Source organism: Cupriavidus sp. SIMBA_020 (genome assembly GCF_046535395.1).
Lineage (GTDB): Bacteria > Pseudomonadota > Gammaproteobacteria > Burkholderiales > Burkholderiaceae > Cupriavidus > Cupriavidus campinensis.
Map to the genome: position 1 here is coordinate 1 of NZ_JAWRWU010000066.1, position 474 is coordinate 474.

General features: G+C 57.8%; 1 protein-coding gene and 1 pseudogene. Both read left to right on the forward strand.

Annotation, left to right across the window (positions count from 1 at the left end):
* Positions 1-90 (forward strand): annotated as a pseudogene (locus SB751_RS28175) (amino acid synthesis family protein); the annotation flags it as partial.
* A 102-nt stretch (positions 91-192) separates the two neighbouring features.
* Positions 193-474 (forward strand): hypothetical protein (locus SB751_RS28180; protein ID WP_410748806.1); only part of this gene is annotated, 282 nt, incomplete at its 3' end.

Consider the following 474-nt stretch of genomic DNA (forward strand, 5'->3'; position numbering starts at 1 on the left):
ACGAATCCGTTCGCCGGCCGCTATGAAGCGAACATCGAACACGCGATGGAAGCGCTCAAGCCGATCGGCCTCGACATGGCGCAGCGGCTGGATTGACGACCCGAGCTACGTGCTGGATGCGCGGGCTCCGGACAGCCCGAAAAAGTATCCGGATGGTGCTCAAGTCGCCAAGATGAAAATAAAAGAGGGCGCTTGAGCATGCAGCTTAAGCATCTAGCCATCCCGCACTTCCGCAACTTACGCGAGTTGGTGATCGACTTTGCGACGCATCTTTCCCCAATTCCTGGCGCGGACGCAGACGTAACCACCAAATCCATTCGCAGCCATTCCCTGATCGGCCAGAACGGCATCGGCAAGTCCAATCTGATCGAGGCGTTGATCACCCTCTTCCGCGACATCGATCTGGACCGGGATGCCGCGCTGGACTACACGCTGGAATACGATATCCGTGGAAATTCGGTGCGTATCCAGGCC